Source organism: Bradyrhizobium sp. 191, assembly GCF_023100985.1.
In the GTDB taxonomy this organism is placed as follows: domain Bacteria; phylum Pseudomonadota; class Alphaproteobacteria; order Rhizobiales; family Xanthobacteraceae; genus Bradyrhizobium; species Bradyrhizobium diversitatis.
In genome coordinates this window covers 6,707,825-6,721,456 of record NZ_CP064692.1, presented here as the reverse complement: position 1 = coordinate 6,721,456, position 13,632 = coordinate 6,707,825, and the positions used below count along the sequence as shown (strand labels likewise).

General features: G+C 65.4%; 10 protein-coding genes. 3 read left to right on the top strand and 7 right to left on the bottom strand.

All coding sequences use genetic code 11. From position 1 onward, the window contains the following. Positions 1-11: 11 nt before the first annotated feature. The 4 genes from IVB23_RS31485 to IVB23_RS31470 all read right to left on the bottom strand — a co-directional run bounded on the left by IVB23_RS31485 (position 12) and on the right by IVB23_RS31470 (position 6,783). Complete coding sequence (locus IVB23_RS31485; RefSeq protein WP_197967869.1) at positions 12-254, bottom strand: hypothetical protein; 243 nt, start codon at positions 252-254, stop codon at positions 12-14. A 47-nt stretch (positions 255-301) separates the two neighbouring features. Beyond that, on the bottom strand, positions 302-1,426 hold the full coding sequence (locus tag IVB23_RS31480) for a DUF2336 domain-containing protein (protein ID WP_197967870.1): 1,125 nt from the start codon (positions 1,424-1,426) through the stop codon (positions 302-304). A gap of 323 nt (positions 1,427-1,749) precedes the next feature. Further along, the gene (locus IVB23_RS31475) at positions 1,750-5,421 is read right to left on the bottom strand and encodes an AsmA-like C-terminal region-containing protein (RefSeq protein ID WP_247801170.1); all 3,672 of its coding nucleotides are present in this window, start codon (positions 5,419-5,421) and stop codon (positions 1,750-1,752) included. A 132-nt stretch (positions 5,422-5,553) separates the two neighbouring features. Then, positions 5,554-6,783, bottom strand: coding sequence for a cytochrome P450 (locus IVB23_RS31470; RefSeq protein ID WP_247801169.1), 1,230 nt, complete (start codon positions 6,781-6,783; stop codon positions 5,554-5,556). 130 nt (positions 6,784-6,913) lie between these two features. Here IVB23_RS31470 and IVB23_RS31465 point away from each other — a divergent pair, with 130 nt between their 5' ends. Together IVB23_RS31465 and IVB23_RS31460 are read left to right on the top strand one after the other, a co-directional pair. Continuing rightward, positions 6,914-7,552, top strand: a complete 639-nt coding sequence (locus IVB23_RS31465) for a TetR/AcrR family transcriptional regulator (RefSeq protein ID WP_061879333.1) — start codon at positions 6,914-6,916, stop codon at positions 7,550-7,552. Positions 7,553-7,760: 208 nt separating this feature from the next. Continuing rightward, a complete protein-coding gene (locus IVB23_RS31460) occupies positions 7,761-8,552 on the top strand; it encodes a CPBP family intramembrane glutamic endopeptidase (RefSeq protein WP_247801168.1) in 792 nt (263 codons plus the stop codon). 290 nt (positions 8,553-8,842) lie between these two features. On the opposite strand, the gene IVB23_RS31455 is transcribed toward IVB23_RS31460, so the two are convergent. Continuing rightward, positions 8,843-10,108, bottom strand: a complete 1,266-nt coding sequence (locus IVB23_RS31455; RefSeq protein ID WP_247801167.1) for an IS256 family transposase — start codon at positions 10,106-10,108, stop codon at positions 8,843-8,845. An 834-nt stretch (positions 10,109-10,942) separates the two neighbouring features. Here IVB23_RS31455 and IVB23_RS31450 point away from each other — a divergent pair. Further along, the gene (locus IVB23_RS31450) at positions 10,943-11,866 is read left to right on the top strand and encodes a catalase (RefSeq protein ID WP_247804995.1); all 924 of its coding nucleotides are present in this window, start codon (positions 10,943-10,945) and stop codon (positions 11,864-11,866) included. 9 nt (positions 11,867-11,875) lie between these two features. Here IVB23_RS31450 and IVB23_RS31445 read toward each other — a convergent pair whose 3' ends face one another. Continuing rightward, entirely contained in the window at positions 11,876-12,808 is a 933-nt protein-coding gene (locus IVB23_RS31445) for an AraC family transcriptional regulator (protein ID WP_247801166.1), read from the bottom strand. Between the two features lie 421 nt (positions 12,809-13,229). Continuing rightward, on the bottom strand, positions 13,230-13,574 hold the full coding sequence (locus IVB23_RS31440) for a hypothetical protein (protein ID WP_247801165.1): 345 nt from the start codon (positions 13,572-13,574) through the stop codon (positions 13,230-13,232). Between the last annotated feature and the right edge of the window lie 58 nt (positions 13,575-13,632).

Sequence of the window (13,632 nt, the reverse complement as noted above, 5' to 3'; positions counted from 1 at the left end):
TTGACTCGTGCCTACCGGAAATATCCCAGCACGAGGTCGACATCCGCGCTGCCTGCGACCGCGCCGTTCAACTCCGCGTCGATGACGCGACGGCAGGCATCGACGGCGGCGTGGTCGCCGAGATCGTTGGCGGCTTCCAGCACGAGCCAGGCGGCGTCGACCGACGCCTTGTCCGGTGCGCCGCCGCCGAGATCGGCGGTGACAGCATTGCCGAGGTTCTTCTTGCGAACGGCGGTGCCGAATTGAGGCAACATTGCAAATACTCCCCTTCGAATTCCGGGATGATGCTCAGTGCACCCGACTAGTGGACCTGAAACTCGGGCTGACGGCCCGTAACGGTCTCGGCACCCGCGCCATTCTTGCGCGACTGGTAGAACTTCAGAATGCTGCGCGAGGTCTCGATCTTGAGCCGGCCGTACTCGCGCTCGTTGTCCTGGAGCTCGCGCGCCGTGATCAGATGATCCTTGGCGCCGAGGAACAGGAGCGACATCGTCGTGTCCCAGGAGAAGTCGAGCGCCTTGCACAAGACCAGGATCATCTCGCGGTTGCGATCCATCAGCGCGCGCTCGATCACGTCGACAGGCAGCGACGAGAGCAGCGACAGGCCGATCTGCACCTCGTCGAAGCGGTGCTGGCGCGCATAGTTCGAGATGGAGTCCTGGTTGAGGTTGCCCTGCCGGTACTGCGTCGTGACCACGCGCTTGGCGACGAAATAGCTGCGCGAGGACGGGCCGAACTTGGACTGGAGATCGCCGGTGAGCTCGGTCACCGAGCTCTGGATCTGCGCCATCATCTCGGGCCGCTCGGTCTCGAGGCGGCGGCGGACGTCTTCCGACGCCTTCGAGATCAGCTGCTGGAAGATGTGGCGCGGCACGTCCTTGCGCAGGCCAAGCTGTTCGGCGAGAATCGAATCGCCCTCGGCACGGCGGACCATGTGCAACAAGCCGGACCCGGAGAAGCGCGCGCCGTCGTTCCTGGCAACCGACGTCACGACCTCCTGGTTGCCGCGCTTGACCAGCACGTCGGTCACGGCTTCGCCGATCGACTTGCGCTGGGCGATCGCGAGCAGGTGCGACTGGCTCTTGGTCAGGGCGCTCTCGACCAGCATCTTCTCGTCGAGACGATTGGACTCGCGCAGCACGGGGCCGGCGACCTCGATCTCGTCGTCGAGCGCGAGCTTTTCGATGACGTTGAGCGGCGCGTGGTCGCAGGCCGCCATCAGCTCCGAGAGCTGCGCCCGCGCGGCGACCTCGATCTCCTCGGCGAGCCGGCCGATGACCTCGCCGAACGTGGAGATCTCGTCGTCGCTGTAGCGGCCGGTGATCAGGATATCGGTCGCATGCCACAACGCCTTCGCCCGGCTTTCGTCGGTGCCGCGCGCGATCGCGTCGTCCAGATCCTGCAGAAGCGATTTCGCCCCGTTCATCTCGATCACCCCAGTTCTTGGTAGCCGTTTGGCAAGCCGTCCCGCCGCTCTTGGCGCGACGCCGAATTCCTCTGGGAACCGACGCTAGAGATGAAACGCGAGAACTCAGTAAAATCGGCAAATCAGTTTTGCCGACGAAAATTCATTCAAATGCGAGGGAATGCGTTAACGGGCGGGCAGCGGAGACGGTGCGCCCCCTCTCCCGCTTGCGGGATAGTCTCCCAGAGGAGAGAACCCTCACCCGGCGCTTCGCGCCGACCTCTCCCGCAAGCGGGAGAGGCTAAACGAGCCCGCGGCTCCGTCTCTCCAAACCGACTTCGCGCTCACGGATTCTGCGGCGTCAGCACCAGCGGCGGCTTTGGCCTGGGCTTGGCGGGCGGCGGGCCCGGAGCCGGCTTCACCTCGATCGGCGGCGGCAGCGGCGCGACCTGCTGGCTTGCGAGCGGCGGGCTTGTGAGTGGGGGGCTTGTGAGTGGGGGGCTTGGCGCAGCGGGAGCCGCCTGCGGCGCCCGCGGCGTCGGCGCGGGCCTCGACTCCGCCTTGGGCCTTGCCGGCATGCGGCGCGGGTCCTGACCCGGCAGGGGCACATGGGCCGGCGCCTGCTCAGGCGCTGCATCCGGAGACACCAGCGTCGGCAGCGCAGCGGTGGCCGGCGGCGGCTCGCCGCGTTCGATGGCATCCAGCCGACGCGTCTCGCGATCGATCGTGCGCACCGCAAGCCACGAGGACAGCGGCGTGAGGTCGATGGTGCGGCTCAGCTTGTCGGGGGGCCCTGCCGCGAACAGCTGGATCTCCGGCGGAGCGCCGGAGAGGCCGGTCATGATCGGCGTCAGGCTGGCGCGGATGTCGGCCTGGTCGGCGGGAATGTCGTAGCCGCCGGAAACGATGGCGCGGGCGTTCTTGGCCTCCAGCGACGTCGCGCCGACGCGCAGCCGGCCGTCGCGGATCGTGAACGGGATCTGGGCCGAGGCGATCGTAATGGGAGCGGCCGACAGCGCGGGCTCGACGAGCTGCAGCAGACGGTTGTCGTCGGCGACCTGGCCGCCGTCGCTGGCGCGGATCGCGATCTCGAACGCACGCGGATTGAGGCCGCTGATTTCCGCGGACTCGAGCGTCACCGTGCCGTTGCCGGCGAGCGCACCGGTCAAAGCCGCGACGCTGCGGCCCTGGCTGGTCAGCGCCATCTGCACCGAGGCGCGCCCCTTGGACAGCGCGAGATCGCGATAGCGCAGCGTCGCCGCATCGACATTGCCGAGCTCGATGCGCGCGTTCAGCGCAAGACCATTCGCGCCGTTGCGCGCGTCGAGGCTCGCGGACATCTCGCCGCCACCGACGCCGCCCTTGAGCGCATCGAGCGCGAGCGACTGCCCGTCGCTCCGGATCGTGCCGCCGAAGGGGCGCAACTCGATGCCGCCCGGCAAGGTTCCGCGCAAGGCCTGGAAGGCGATGCGGCCGCGCCAGCCGCCGACGAGCCCCGGACTGAACGGCTCGCCGGACTCATGTCCGGCCGCGCCGATCGCGATTGCGAGCGCCGGGGCAAGATCGAGCGAGTCGAGGCCGACCTCGCCGTCGACGCTCTTCTCCTGATCGAGCGTCATCGAAAGATGCCCGCGCAGATGCGAGCCTGCTGCATTGCCGTCGAGATCGTCGAAGGTCAGGCGATTGCCCGACAGCGTGAGGCGGGAGGACAGGCTGACGTTCTGCGCCGATTTGTCGGCCGGCCCGGTGCCGAGCAGCGGCGCCAGATTGACGTTGCGCACCCGCAGGTTCACGCTGGCCTTAGGTTCGGACGATTTGGGCTCCGACAGTTCGACGCTGCCTTGCGCATCCGCATCGAGCCCGCCGCCGCTGAGCTTCGCGTTCAATTGCAGCGGCCGGCGCCAGGCGCCGCTCAGGCGGCCTTCGAATTGCGAGGCGCCCTCGCCCGCGGCCACGACGCGATCGAGCCCGAGCAGCGCCAGCAGCGCGCCGGCCTGCGATGCCGAGCCCTTCGTATCCAGCGTGAAGTCGCTGTTGCGCAACCTTTCGAGGTCGATTCCTCCGATGGCCGCCGCCGGCGTCTGCGCGACCAGGGTCGTGGTCGCCTTGAGCTGCGGCGCGTCGAGGTCGAGCACGATTCGCGCATTGCTGCGATCGGCATGCTCGGTGTTCCTGTCGAGGCTGAGATCGAGCTTGAGACGGGCCGCGCCGGGTGATGACGGCAGCGCATCGAAGCGCGCGCGCACCGCGGGCGCAAACGGCTCGATCAGCGCGGTGAGCTCGCGCAGCGAACTGGCCGAGGATTTCACCGCGAGCTTGCCGGTGGCTTTGGTGCGGTCGAAGCTGCCGCTCGCCTCCGTGGTCAGGCCGCTGGCCTGGCCGAAGCGCAACTGCTCCAGCGACAGCGATGCGGGGCTGTAGGCGAGCCTGGCTGCGAACGGCCGCAGCTCCTGGCCGGCGGAGATCGCGCGGCCGATATCCAGTGAGAGCTTCGCCTCTTCCGGCCACTCGCCCTGCGGCCCCGCGAGCGCGCGGACAAAACTCGCGGCGGCATCGAGGTCGAGCCGGTCGGCCTTGAGCTCCGCGTCGATGCGCGAGCCCTTGCTCGCGCCTGTCTGCACGAAGGCGATGCGGCCCTCCACCGCGCCGCCGTCGATGTCGGCCTTCAGCTTGTCGATGGCGAGGTGATTGGCGGCGATGGTCACGTCACCGGCGAGGCGCAGCGGCCGCGTGCTGCGCCGGTTGACCTCGCTGCGGCCCTGAAGCCAGGCCACCAGCGTGTCCGGATCGGACGATTCGATGCGCAGACGGCCGCTGAAGCTGTCCGCGCCGGGGGTCGCGCCGTTGAGTGAAAGCTGCGTCGTGCCGGGCGCACGCAATTCGAGCCGCTGGAAGGTCCATGACCTGCCGTCGGTCTGAAGCTCGGCCGCGATGTTCTGAAGTGGACGGCCGCCGAGCATGATCTGATCGGCATTGAATTCGATCTGCGCCGGGATTGGCGTCTGCGGGATCGCCGCAAGGCCCGCCCGCAGCGCCGGCAGGACGCGCTGCGGATCGGCATCGTCCCTGGCCGTCAGCCTGTCGGCATCGACCTGCCGCGCCGACAGCACCGCGCGCAGCAGCGGCGAGGCGCCGAACCTGAGTTCACCAACGCCGCCGAGCTTCAGCGCGGCGTCTTCCGCGCCGAAGCTGGCGTCGATCTGCTCGAATTTCGCGCCGGCCGGATCCGCCTTGAGCCTGGTCGCGAGCTTCCAGGGCGGCGGCCCCGCCTCGCCCGCCTTCCTGATCGCGGGCACGGCGAGCGTCAGCGCGCCGTCGAATTTCGGCTGGCGGTTGTCGAAGGCGAGCACGCCTTCGAGATCGGCGAGGATGGCGCGCTCGCCGGGATCGATGTTGAGGTGGAGACGGGTGGCGTTGCCGTCGGCGCTCGGGCCGGAGGAGACGCGGAACGGATAGCGCACCCCGGCGGCGCTGAAACTGCCGTCGCCCCGCACCGAGCCCGCGAGCGAGCGCACGTCGCCGGAGAAGGCGATGTCGTTCAATTCCAGCGTCGAGCGGCTGGCGGCATCGTGCAGGGCGATGCGGCCGGTGAGATTGAGCCGTTCGATGGCGAGGGACGCCAGATCGAAGGCGCCGCTCGCGATCGAGGGCAGATCGACCCGCCCGCGCGTGTCCAGGCCGAGATCCAGCGCCATGCCGCCCACCGAAAGCTCGGTGGCGCGCCATTCGCCGCGCATCAGGGAGCCGAGGCTGAACTCGACGTCGAGCTTGTCGGCGCGCAGGCGGCCGAGATCGTTGTTGCCGCCGAAGGTGACGCCGCGCAGCCGCAGGGTCGGCGCCGGCAGCAGCCGCGCGTCGAGCTCGCCCGCGACCCGCACCGGCACGCCGATGATCTTGGCGGCCTCCGCCTCGAACTGGGGCCTGAACTGGTTCCAGTCAACGTAGTAAGGCCCGATCAGCGCGGCCAGCAGCGCAATGATGAAGGCAATCGCCAATCCGAGCAGCGTCGTCTGCACGGGTCTCCCCTCGGCCAAACCGGCCCGGGCCGAACCTGAGGGCCTCAGGCGCGCCGGAACAGCCCCTTATATAGAGCGAAGTGTGGCGAAGTCACAGCGACTGTTGCGCGCGGAGGTTAACGCGGGCGCGCCTCACCAGCTCGCCGGCAACCGCTTCAGGCCACGCAGCACGAAGGTCGGCCGCCATTCCGGATTTTCGACGTCGTCGATGCGCAAGTCGGGCAGCCGTCGCAGCAGCGTGGCGATGGCGATCTCGGCCTCGATGCGCGCCAGCTGGGCACCCAGACAGAAATGGATGCCGCCGCCGAACGACAGCGGCTTGACGTTCGCCCGGGTGACGTCCAGCCGGTCGGGCCGATCGGGATAGACCGCGGGATCCCGGTTGGCCGAGCCGAGCAGGCACAGCACGCTCTCGCCCTTGGGAATCTTCGCGCCGCCGAGGTCGACATCCTCCAGCGCGACGCGCCCGGTCATCTGCACCGAGGAATCGTAGCGCAGGAATTCCTCGATCGCCCCCTCCATCAGCTCGGGCCGCGCCTTGAGCAGCGCCAGCTGATCCGGATTGCGGTGGAGCGCGAGCAGGCCGTTGCCGATCAGGTTGACCGTGGTCTCGTGGCCTGCGCCGAACAAAAGGATGATGTTGGCGGTCAGTTCCTCGTTGGTGAGCTTGTTGCCGTCCTCCTCGGCCTGCACGAGCTGGGTGATGAGGTCATCCCCGGGAGTGCGGCGGCGCAGCTCGAACAATTGCTGGAAATACATCTGCGCCATCAGGTTGCCGGCGTTGCCCTGTTTGATCTCCTCCGCAGACAAGGGCACGGGATCGAGCAGCCGCCCGCCGTCGCGCGAGCTCTTGTAGAAGACTTCGCGGTGCTCCTCGGGGATGCCGAGCATGTCGCAGATGATGGTGACGGGCAGGCGGAAGGCGAAATCCTCGATCAGGTCCATGTGGCCGCGATCGATCACGGCGGCGATGGCCTCATCGACGATCTGCTGAATCCGCGGCCGCATGTCCTCGACCCGGCGGGCGGTGAAGGCCTTCACCACGAGGCCGCGCAGCCGGGTGTGGTCCGGCGGATCGGCCTGCAGCATCCAGTAGCTCATGCTGCGAAACACCGGCTCGTTCATGATCTCGGGGCCGTAGCGTCGCGTGCTGCGCTCGACGAAATCCTTGCCGAAGCGCTTGTCGCGCAGCACGAGACTCACCTCGGCGTGGCGGCTGGTGACGAACTGGCCGAACGGCGTCACATGGATCGGATCGAGCGTGCGCAGCCGATCGTAATACGGATAGGGATCGCGGATGAAGTCCGGCGAGAGCGGGTTGAACAGCGGTCCGCCGCCGGCGCCTTGCACGTGCTCGTTCATGGTGACCTCAGACCGGTTGCCGCATGAATCGAATACGCCGGGCAGCCCCTCATGCGCAGCGTAACCATCCCTGAATTATCGAACTCGATACATTGTTGTATCGAGTTGCAGTCTGCCCTAACCTGTGCGGATGTCAAGGGTGAGAACGAGACCGACCAGGGACGATACGCGCGACAGGCTGTTCGAGGCGGCCGCGCGCGTGTTCGAACAGGACGGCATCGGCGGCGCCAGCATCGAGGCGATCGCGGCGGCGGCGGGCTTTAGCCGCGGGGCGTTCTATTCGAACTTCAAGAGCAAGGACGAGTTGATCATCGCCATGCTCGAGGACCATGTCGAGCAGTCGATCCGGCGCAACATGGACATCCTCGCGCAGCACGACAATCTCGACGATTTCATCGCGGCGCTGAAGACGATGGACCGCAGCCGGCAGGATCCGCTCGGCCGCTCGCCCCTCCTCCACATGGAGATGATCCTGTTCGTCGCACGCGCCGAGAAGCGCCGCCCGGAGCTTGCCAAGCGCCTGCGCGCGCGGCGCAAGCTGGTCGCCGACATCGTCGAGGCGACATTGAAGAGCAACGGGCGCAACGACAATCTGAACCCGCCCTGGATGGCCTCCGTCGTGCTCGCGCTGGAAGACGGCTTTCGCCTGCACCGGCTGATCGACCCGGAGACGACGCCGGCCGACAGTTTCCTGCGCGCGATCACGGATCTCAGGCGCAGGACGGGATTGGCCTCGGACCACGTCGAAGTGGTCCGCGTCGAGCCCTGATCAGGCCTCGTCGGGACCGACCGGCTCCACGGGCTATCCAAATACGAATACAGGAATTCCCCGACCTCGCGGTCAGTTAGGTTGACCCGTAGTCGGAGACCGATCGGATGGATGCGCAGGCTCATGGAAAGAGTAGACTCCCTTGATGGTGCGGGACCACTAGAGAACCCGCAAAGGTTGTTATACGGTCAGGCGCGCGGAGCGAGGGGTGATTGATCGCATGTCGCAAACCGAGGGGCCGCCCACCGGCCTGAACGTCACTTCGCGCGCCGGTTTCGAATGGCGTCGGAGCATCATAACTTTGATGCTGGTTCTTGCCCCTATGGCGCTTGCGGTCATTGTGATGACCATTGGACTTGCCGCCCGGGCGATGTGGCTCTTCATACACGGCGCTTCCGCCGAGCTGCCCGCGCCACCCAGCTTCAGGCTCTATGGCCTGCTGTCGTACGCAATCAGCAGTTGGCTTGCCGTAGCCTTGGCATTTGTCTGGACAACGCGTCAGACCTTGCGCCCGGACGTCTTCAGATTTCGCAGACTAACCCTCCCCGCCATCGCCGCGAGCCTCATTGGCTTCGGGATCGTCACAGCCGGCGTGCCCATCGTGACACATTGGTTGGCTAGCGTAACTGGACATCGAAGCCAGGATGTTCGGATCGATTTTCATGACGCGAAGGCAATCGCAATTGTGGTCTTTCTTTTCGTCGTGACAACGCCGGTGACCGAAGAAATCCTCTACCGTGGCCTCTTGGTATCCTGGCTGCGTCGAATTGGCTGGCAAGATTCCAACATCCTGGCCTTTGGAACCGTGATCTTTGCCGCCAATCATATTATTCCGCTCGGTCTCGTTTGGGCTGCAGCGATGATCTTGCTGGGCCTGGTGACGTACGCGCTGCGCCTGCGCTACGAATCGCTTTCTCCCGCTTGGCTCGTCCACACACTTTTCAACGCGCAGCTCACGCTGTCCTATCCGTTGATGGCTTGGTTCGCGCAAGCCGCCTAATTGTTCGAGCGGCTTAGAAGGCAATGCGGCACTCGACCCGTCGCATACTTTCGCCAGCGACCTCGTCGCGACAAATTCCGGCCGACCTCTAAGTCGGTCGTGAGGTGTAAACCGGGCGCCACTTTGACCGGGCCAAACCGACTCGATTAACCCATTGCGGACATGATCCGTGTCCGACATATTGGTCGCATGCCGAAGGATGAGAGCTATCTTGAAAGAATTTTTGGTGCCGTCCGGAAAGTGGTTGGAATTTAGAGTGGCGCATTCTCCGGTCACATGAAGGTATCGTTTCAGGCGGCAAGGTCAATTGGCTGATCGATGGGTTTTGTGGCGAGCGTCTGCCAACCATCCACCTTGCGCATGTTGATCTGCCCTGAAGCAAGCAGCGCCCAGAACAACATCGCAGCGGTGTCGGCCGATGGCAGGACGGTTTGCGTCTTGATCCGTCGCTTGAACTCTTCGTGCAATCGCTCGATTGCATTGGTGGTGCGTACGCTGCGCCATTGGTTCGGCGGCAGGCGGGTGAAGGTGAAGAGGCGATCGCCGGCTTCCTCCAGGCTGTCGGCAACAGCGCGATGCTTCAGCCTCCATTTGCGGATGAAGGCCTTGCGGCGCGTTTCGATCTCCTCAGGCGTCGTCGCGTAGATCATGTCGTTGTAATCTGCGGTGATCTCGTCATGCAGCCGCTCGGGGGCATGGGCGAACAGGTTCCTGTGCTTGTGGACCGTGCAGCGCTGGACCGGCACGCCGTCCCAGACCGAGGCAATGGCCTTGTCGAGCCCCGGCGCGCCATCGACAATGAGGAACTCTGGCCGCCGCAGTCCGCGCGTGATGAGATCGTCCAGGACAGTGCGCCATGCTTCGGCGCTCTCGCCGCCCATGCTCTTGATCGCGAGCAAAACCTTCTGGCCGTCCGCGCGCACGCCGAGAACGACGAGCAGCGAGATCGAGGTCGCCTTGCGGTCGAGCCGCACGCGAACAATGGTGCCGTCGAGGATCAGGCGCACGACCGGCTCCCCGGCCAGCAGGCGGGTGTTCCAGGCGTCCCAGTCGCTCTTCACCTTGCGCCATGTCCGGCTCACCGTGTCCTTGCCGACCGTTCCGTCGAACAAGGCCGCCAGCGCACGACGCACCCGGCGGGTGTTGGTGCCGGCGAGATACGTGCTCGCGATCAGCGCATCGGCGGCCAGCGTCCGGCGCTGGTAGGCCCGCAGCGCCTGGCTCTTCCATTCCGTCGTCTTGCCCTCGGACGTGGTCAGCCGGGCGCGCGGCACCGCGATCTCGATCGGCCCGAATGTGCCGGTCAGCGACCGCGTGCGGCTGCCGTGGCGGTGGCCCGCAACGCCGGCTTTTCCTTCATTGCCGGCCATCTGGCTTCGCTCGTAACGCGGTCGCGCCAACACGGCGTCAAGTTCGCTGCGGATCAGTTCTTCGATGAACTGACGCGATCGAGCCCGTACCTCGGTCTCGATCGGATCGAACCAGTTGTCGAAAAGTCGGGAAGCTGTCTCTGCTGCTGGCTGCGAGGAATCAGACTTCGTGGTAAGGCTCGTCATGGCGTGGTCTCCAGTCCGACGCTTCAACGCCGGATGATTCGAGGTTGATCACCCGGAGACTACGCCACCCTCAATTCCTACCAACCTCGCGACGGCACCGAATTTTTGATCTTGCACCTCAATTGAGAGAGGTGCTCGCTAAACTAAAGGCCGAATGGTCGCCTGAAGTGGTGCCTGTAACGATCGTGGGTACCGCATTGGCGGAGACTCTTGTCGAGCATTTCAATCGATTGCCAAAAAGCACAATACAGTCCGTCTTTGAACTCTGCGAGCAAGCGCTCGCAGACGGCGCGGCTCAAGAACGTGCCGCTTTATCAACCGGCTTTCTTGAATCACTGCAGCACGCAGATGGCAGAAAGGCATTCGATTTCAGGTCGGTGGTAGGCTTTCTGGGGCCGAAGTCCAGAGAGCATTGCTTAGCGATGGATAGGTTTTGGAAAGCCACGACGACCGGCTTGTAGAGGTCCGCTTGGGTGAAGGGTTTCGGATGCCGGCCGCTTGAGGGACGGCGCGGCGTATTCGGCGGCCGGCGTCCGAAAGCCTCCAAGGGAGGAAACCGCGCTGTCTTACCGCGCGAGCGGTTTAGTCCTGTGACCCATCTGCGACCTGCGAGACCATTCGCTCTTCGGCCGCTCTAGGCGGAAGACCGAACATCGGGCGGCCATCGCTTGTTGAGGACATGCCGTAGTCGTGTCTCGAGCGAGCGGCTGGTCCCGAGCCAGCGAGTTGCGAGATTCGTCGCAGGATCGGACAAGGCATGTCCGCTTTGGGAAAGATTTTTCGGCGCGCCCTGCGCCACAAACAAGCCCACCGTTCGAATCCAAAGGTTCGGTTCTGCCTCAGTTCCCGAGCGGCGCAGCCACGCCGATGTCCGTCGTCGATGCCTTGAGGGCGGTTGCCGGTCTTCCGCCGCAGGCGCGCGCGAGCTTTTGCTGGGGCCGATGCGTTCGCGGCACCTATGCCCCCTCGGATCAGGCCAAGGAGATCACCAAGTCCCGCAGCTTCACCATGCCCTCCCGGGTGCTGGCGCGCTTCTCGGCGGACGGCGTCCCCGCAAACGCGGTCGATACGGACGGTCTCGCACTGCGCGGCTTCAGCTTCCGGCTCGGCAACGGCGATCAGCGCTCCGAAATCGTCACCCAGAGCGTCCCGGTTCATTTCGCCAGAACGCTCGACCAGATGCTGGCCTTCCTGCAAGCGCGCATGCCGGGACCGGACGGCCAGCCGGACATGACCCGGGTCGAGGCATTCTCCGCCGCCAATCCCGAGACGCTGCGTCAGGCAAGCTACCTTGCCGCGAACCCGCCGCCGGCAAGCCTCGCCTGCACGACCTATTGGGGCGTGCACGCCTTTCCCGCAACGAATGCGAGGGGTGAGACACGGTTCATCAAGTTCAAGGTCGTGCCGGTCGGCGACGAACGCAGGTCGAGCGAGCACACCGCCACGGCCAAGTCCACCGGCTTGCTGCGCGATCTCGACTCCCGGATCGCGGCGCGCGATGTCAGGTTCAGCGTGATGGCGCTGCTGGACCATCCCGGCGATCCCGTCATGGACGTGACCATCCGTTGGCCCGACGAGGATGGACGCGAGGCGGTGCGCCTCGGAACGATCGTGATAACGGGCACTGAACCAAACGGAGCGTGCGAGGCGTCGGTGTTCAATCCAGCCAATCTTGCCGAAGGCATCGGCCATCCGCCGGACGAGATATTTGCGGCGCGGCGCGACGCCTACGCCATCTCCCAGACCGAGCGCCGCTGAACGGTGGGATCACGTTTCGCCGTCCGGCACGCCCTGCGCCTCACGGCGCCACATTCCCGGGCTGATGCCGACCACCGAGGAAAACACCCGGGTGAAGTGGCTCTGATTGGCGAACCCGGCCGATATCGCGATCTCCGCCAGCGACAGGTCGCGCACCGTCATCAATTGCTTGGCCGTGTCCACGCGCTGGCGCAGCAGCCATTGGTGCGGCGGCAGGCCGGTCGAGACGCGAAATGCGCGCGAAAAATGACTGACCGAGAGATCGAACTCGGCTGCGATCTTCTCCAGCGAAAGCTTTCCGCGGAGATCGGACTCCAGCCTTTCGCAAGCCCGCTTCACCTGCCAGGGGGCAAGGCCGCCGCGCGCCGGCTCGGCGGCGCGCCGCAATCCGCCGTAGGTCGTCGCAACATGTGCGGTGAGCGCGAGCATCATGTGGTCGATGAAGAGCTGGTTGGCCTCTTCGGGCTGCCGCAACGCCGCCAGGAACGACGCGCCGAGATGACGGATGGTCATATCGTCGTGGCCGACGCCGGGCTGATAGGCGAGCTCACCGATCCGCGGCGCGCCGCTTTGCCTCGCCATGTCGTTCAATGCCGAACGGGGCAGATGGAAGAACAGAGAATGGAAGGGCTTGTCGATCACGTAGCGCGGATCGCGTTTCAGGTCGTACAGGTAAGTGGCACCGGCGCGGATATCGCGCTTGATCACGCACCGGCCGCGCTCCCAGCACTCACAATCGGCGAAATCACGGAATTTGAGGCTGACGAGATAGGCGTCCTCCGACGGCATCGAGTCGGAGAGACGCGGAATCGGATGGTCATCCCGTGTCTCGGTGACGGCGAGCTCGGCGCTGCGCAGCGAACGCGTGACCAGCGTTGGCGGCGCATCCCTCAAATGCAGGAACCGTTCGAACTTCTGCGCGAAGGCGCGCGCCTGTGCCATGGCATGTGTCTCAATAATGTGAGGAGCCTGGGGAGCGGAAGCGCCACACCAGATCCACGCAATTATCCGACATCGGCAACCGACGGTCCAGATTTACGCGTTGGAACGCCAGCCGTGTGACCGCTCGCCGCAGCTATCGTTCACAAGAGGTTTTCACATGAGATTTCAACGGATTCTGATGCCTCTCACACGATCTCCGTTCAGTGCCTCGACTACTCGTCGTCCGCCCATCGTGCATTTGTGAAAGCGTGCGCCTGCTTGGAGCATCCGCCACCGGCCGATCAACCCTGAGACGATGCCGGCCGACAGCTTCTTGCGCGCGATCACGGTTGCGGCGTCGGAGGGGATCGGCGTCGCATCAGCACCTGTGCCTTCGATCGCCGCGCGGCATGCTTGTCGCGCTTCAAATGCGGTCCCCTCGCTACTTCTTCTTCGCAGGTCCGAAATCCGGCTGCCAGGCGGCTTCCTTGCGGGACGGCGCCGCGGCGATCACCTTGGCTTTGTCCTTCTTCGGTTTCTTGACTTCGCGGTTGCCGCGTTGCTGGCCCTTTGCCATGTCGCTCTCCCTTGCTGGTTTGAGTTCGTCGAATTCACTCGGCTGCAGGACCCGGCCGCGCGGGGTACAGACCCTGACGCCCATGTAGCCCTCGCGCAGCAGTTTTTCCGCAAGACGCAGCGCGACCGCCGCAGTTCCCCGGCCGAGATTGGAGCTGCCGTATTCGTTGGTTCCACAGACCAGATACGGCACGCGTATTGTCCTAGCCATTGAGGACCACGGCTCCGCACACGAGAAGCAGAAGAAACAGCGGAACGATCACCGGCGG

Bases quoted from the DNA above. Each gene is read 5' to 3' on its own strand.
- IVB23_RS31485 (WP_197967869.1), bottom strand. From the start codon at position 254: ATGTTGCCTCAATTCGGCACCGCCGTTCGCAAGAAGAACCTCGGCAAT.
- IVB23_RS31480 (WP_197967870.1), bottom strand. From the start codon at position 1,426: ATGAACGGGGCGAAATCGCTTCTGCAGGATCTGGACGACGCGATCGCG.
- IVB23_RS31470 (WP_247801169.1), bottom strand. From the start codon at position 6,783: ATGAACGAGCACGTGCAAGGCGCCGGCGGCGGACCGCTGTTCAACCCG.
- IVB23_RS31465 (WP_061879333.1), top strand. From the start codon at position 6,914: ATGTCAAGGGTGAGAACGAGACCGACCAGGGACGATACGCGCGACAGG.
- IVB23_RS31455 (WP_247801167.1), bottom strand. From the start codon at position 10,108: ATGACGAGCCTTACCACGAAGTCTGATTCCTCGCAGCCAGCAGCAGAG.
- IVB23_RS31445 (WP_247801166.1), bottom strand. From the start codon at position 12,808: ATGGCACAGGCGCGCGCCTTCGCGCAGAAGTTCGAACGGTTCCTGCAT.
- IVB23_RS31440 (WP_247801165.1), bottom strand. From the start codon at position 13,574: ATGGCTAGGACAATACGCGTGCCGTATCTGGTCTGTGGAACCAACGAA.